Annotated in this window: 6 protein-coding genes; 4 read left to right on the top strand and 2 right to left on the bottom strand. The window is 34.2% G+C overall.

Annotation, left to right across the window (positions count from 1 at the left end; genetic code table 11):
• A partial coding sequence (locus tag AC1DRF_RS19545; protein WP_477741449.1) for a hypothetical protein occupies positions 1–205 on the bottom strand: 205 nt, incomplete at its 3' end.
• Positions 206–209: 4 nt separating this feature from the next.
• On the opposite strand from AC1DRF_RS19545, the gene AC1DRF_RS19540 reads away from it, so the two are divergent.
• The 4 genes from AC1DRF_RS19540 to AC1DRF_RS19525 all read left to right on the top strand — a co-directional run bounded on the left by AC1DRF_RS19540 (position 210) and on the right by AC1DRF_RS19525 (position 2,894).
• A complete protein-coding gene (locus tag AC1DRF_RS19540) occupies positions 210–758 on the top strand; it encodes a hypothetical protein (RefSeq protein WP_477741448.1) in 549 nt (182 codons plus the stop codon).
• A gap of 555 nt (positions 759–1,313) precedes the next feature.
• On the top strand, positions 1,314–1,928 hold the full coding sequence (locus AC1DRF_RS19535; protein ID WP_477741447.1) for a class I SAM-dependent methyltransferase: 615 nt from the start codon (positions 1,314–1,316) through the stop codon (positions 1,926–1,928).
• Positions 1,929–1,963: 35 nt separating this feature from the next.
• Positions 1,964–2,611, top strand: coding sequence for a class I SAM-dependent methyltransferase (locus tag AC1DRF_RS19530; protein ID WP_477741446.1), 648 nt, complete (start codon positions 1,964–1,966; stop codon positions 2,609–2,611).
• Between the two features lie 76 nt (positions 2,612–2,687).
• Positions 2,688–2,894, top strand: coding sequence for a hypothetical protein (locus AC1DRF_RS19525; RefSeq protein WP_477741445.1), 207 nt, complete (start codon positions 2,688–2,690; stop codon positions 2,892–2,894).
• Between the two features lie 591 nt (positions 2,895–3,485).
• Here the strand turns inward: AC1DRF_RS19525 and AC1DRF_RS19520 are convergent.
• Positions 3,486–3,590, bottom strand: a complete 105-nt coding sequence (locus AC1DRF_RS19520) for a hypothetical protein (RefSeq protein WP_477741450.1) — start codon at positions 3,588–3,590, stop codon at positions 3,486–3,488.
• Positions 3,591–3,648 lie beyond the last annotated feature (58 nt).

Genomic DNA, 3,648 nt, shown 5'->3' with positions numbered 1-3,648 from the left:
GGGCTACTGGAGTGACTGGAATTACTGGAGCTACTGGAATTACTGGAGCTACTGGAGCTACTGGAGTGACTGGAACTACCGGAGTGACTGGGGCTACTGGAGTGACTGGAGCTACCGGAATTACTGGAGCTACCGGAATTACTGGCTCTACCGGAGCCACTGGAGTGACTGGAATTACTGGGGCTACCGGAATTACTGGGGCCACTGGAGTGACTGGAACTACTGGAACTACTGGAACTACTGGGGCTACTGGTCCTACTGGAACTACTGGAACTACTGGGGCTACTGGTCCTACTGGAACTACTGGAACTACTGGGGCTACTGGTCCTACTGGAACTACTGGACCAACTGCTAGTTCACCAACTTTAGCCTTTTCTGAAGTACCTGGAACAATAACTATCTTTCCACCTTTAAACACTGAGGTAACAGTTGCGAGTGTTACTCAAAACGTTCTGATTAATCAACGACTTAAAATTGATTATGCTTTGGCTGTTGAGATAATTACTACAGCGAACTGGTCATTTATACTCGAAATGCGATTATATAGAGGCACAACATTAATTGATACCAGAATACTTAATAGCAACGGACAACAAGCAGGCACTCACAGGTTTCCATTAGCTAATACACAGGTAGATATAGCTCCTGCTACTACAACTTCTACCTATAGTCTCAGACTCATTGTTACAACAGCTTCAAATGTTACCTCAGCTACGTCAATTAATCGAGATTTAAACATTATAACCTTTACACCCTAACATGCTATAGATGTTATTTTGGATAATCTTTAAGGATCACCTTTGGTTAAAAATTTATATTCAAAATAGTTATCACGTAGATGTATTAAAAAGGAACAGTGGAAAATTAGTTTATGATCAAGAGCTATATTCTAAGTATTACTCTGTCATTGAAAAGCTTTATAAAATAAAATCTCAAAATTGGATACAAGATCAGAAGCGAATTTGTTATTGTAGGTAAATATTAAATATTAACTGAAGATTTACTTTAGTGGGGGATGTGCTGACCTTGTAAAAACTCATTTAAATAAAATGTATTGCCCATGTTAGGGATGCAGAGATCTTAATTCCTTTTGAGGAAGAGCAAAAAAGAACTCCTCTGGGCAGCAGAGGGAGTTCTTTTTTCTTTTTTCTTTTATATAGCAAGCTATAAATTAAGAGAGTAAACCTGCGTAAAAGTAGTTACAAAAGGAAAGAAGGGCTAAATGTAAGGGTGATTTCCCTTTCAATATATAGAAATATTAATGTTTGCAGTTCATCAATAATGAAAGTGATTGTTTTTGAAGGGGTGAATTTATGGACGATATAACTGGGGAAAAATTTAGCTATCTTGACTATTGGGAAGAGAATTATTCGAATGGAGGAACTTCTGGAAAGGGTTCCTATGGAGTTTTAGCACAGTTTAAGGGAGATGTAATTAATCAGTTTATAAAAGAGAAACGAATTCATACAGTTATTGAATTTGGCTGCGGTGATGGAAACCAATTGAAATATATGAATTACCCTAGTTACTTGGGTATGGATATTTCACCGACATCTATAGATATATGCTCAAAGATGTTCAAAAAAGATAAAACGAAAAGTTTTCTTCTATATAACCCCAAGTATTTTATTAATAATGGATATTTCAAAAGCGATTTAGTAGTGTGTTTAGATGTTTTATATCATATTACAAATGAGGATGACTTTTGGAAAACCTTAGATGATATTTTTTCTTGCAAGCCCCTTTTTATTATTTTGTATACGAGGGTTACAAAACCGGAAGAGTTTGTGTATGGTATTCCAACGATTCAGGACCGAGATATCTTAAGTTGCCTATCTAAATACCAAGACTATAAGCTTATTCAAATTATTGAGCAAAAATATAAAGAATTGTCAGGGGCAAGTTTTATTGTCTTAGAAAAAATTTAGTAACATTATTTATTCCAAGATAAAGGAGGGGAATTATGAGTATATTCACCTCAAGATTTATTCTTAAAACTGACCCGTATTCAAAGTATTTTGTCTTTAACTTGCCAAATACCTGGGAGACTAGACCTTATGAATATGAATGGGCAAAGAATTTCGCTGAAACCGAAGATATTGTGTTAGATGCAGCTTGTGGACTTTCTCACCCATTGAAATTTTATTTAGCTGATAAATGCAAAGAAGTATATGCTTGTGATATTGACACCAGAATCTTATCCAAATCCTCTATCCTTAAGGATATTGAGGATACTTATGGAATCGTAGTGGAAAACTACTTTTTAAATCATTATTTCCATCCCATTCATTTTTGTCATTCCTCCTTATCAAAACTCCCATATCAAAATAAGAGTTTTGATAAAATCTTCTGTATCTCTGTTTTAGAACATTTAAGTAAGGATGATATTGAACAAACCCTTAAAGAATTTAGGAGAACATTAAGAGATGAAGGCTTACTTATTGTTACCTTTGACTATCCTGCTATTAATTTAGAGGAATTAAAGACAATGCTTGATAAGGTGAAATTTAAATTTTACAGTGATTACTCATTTGATAAACCTGATAATCTTTTAGTTTCAACAATATGGGGAGAGCTAAATTGTTTTAGAGCTATATTGATAAAAAATTAAGATGAATGTTTTAGTATGGAGATAAATTATTAAAACCATAGAGCGTGAAAATCTTAGACTAAAAGGGGGAAACACAATGAATCCATACGAACAATTAAAATTAAATAAAGAATTAGAAGCAATTGCCAAACAACGAATTGAAGTTCATAAAAAGCGAATAAAATTATCTGAGGAGTTAGAACGAGACTTTGATAATAAAGATCTTCAAAATAGAATTATTGAGTTAGAGGAAGAAAGCCAAAAACTTAAGAAAAAAAGTGAAGCTTTACAGGATAACTTTTAAGCATCCTTTCGGGATGCTTTTTTTGATTAAAGTAAGTTTAAAAAATAGATAATTTTACCGGAGCTGCATGTGTATATTTGTACGAACTACAGCTTTCCTACGTCGCCTCTAGGATTTTCTTCATAAATTTCCAACATCACTTATTTTGCTAGGATATCCAACAAAATAAAAAGGCAAAAGGACGTTGCTTCCTTGCCCCGTAAGCTTTTACCTTATTATAAAATGTCGCTTTTTTCATTCCTACTTCCTTCATAAATGCTACAACAGTGATTTTTCCAGACATCCATTCTTTATAAAGTCTATCCCAGTCTTTTGGAAAGGTGATGATGGTGCGACCAAGGTGTTTTCCTTTAGATTTAGCAATGTCTATACCTTCTCACTGATGCTGTAAAATGGTTGTTCTCTCTTGCTCAGCCATAGAAGTATAAACTTCTATAATGATGTTATTTATCATATCTACGAACCAATCTTGCCCCGTTGGTACGTCTTACATAGTGGTAGGTAAATCAATAATTTTGATTCTAATTCCTTTATTTTTAAACTGGTCTAAATATTTTTTTATTTGTGCTTTATTTCGTCCCGGATGATCAATTAATTAATGTACAGTGTGTCGCCATCTTTCATTGCTTTAAGCATATTTTGAAAGCCCTCGCGTTCCATGGCCTTATCACTGTATATGCACTTTTCACCCGTTATATAAGGTTTTATCGCTTCTAACTGTCTACCTAAATTTTGTTCATTTGTACTTACACGG

The organism is Priestia sp. P5_B4 (assembly GCF_056400385.1).
Note: the sequence above shows the minus strand (reverse complement) of the source record. Positions and strands in the feature narration are given on the sequence as shown.

Coding starts and splice junctions, on each gene's coding strand:
- AC1DRF_RS19530 (WP_477741446.1), top strand. CDS start 1,964: ATGAGTATATTCACCTCAAGATTTATTCTTAAAACTGACCCGTATTCA.
- AC1DRF_RS19525 (WP_477741445.1), top strand. CDS start 2,688: ATGAATCCATACGAACAATTAAAATTAAATAAAGAATTAGAAGCAATT.
- AC1DRF_RS19535 (WP_477741447.1), top strand. CDS start 1,314: ATGGACGATATAACTGGGGAAAAATTTAGCTATCTTGACTATTGGGAA.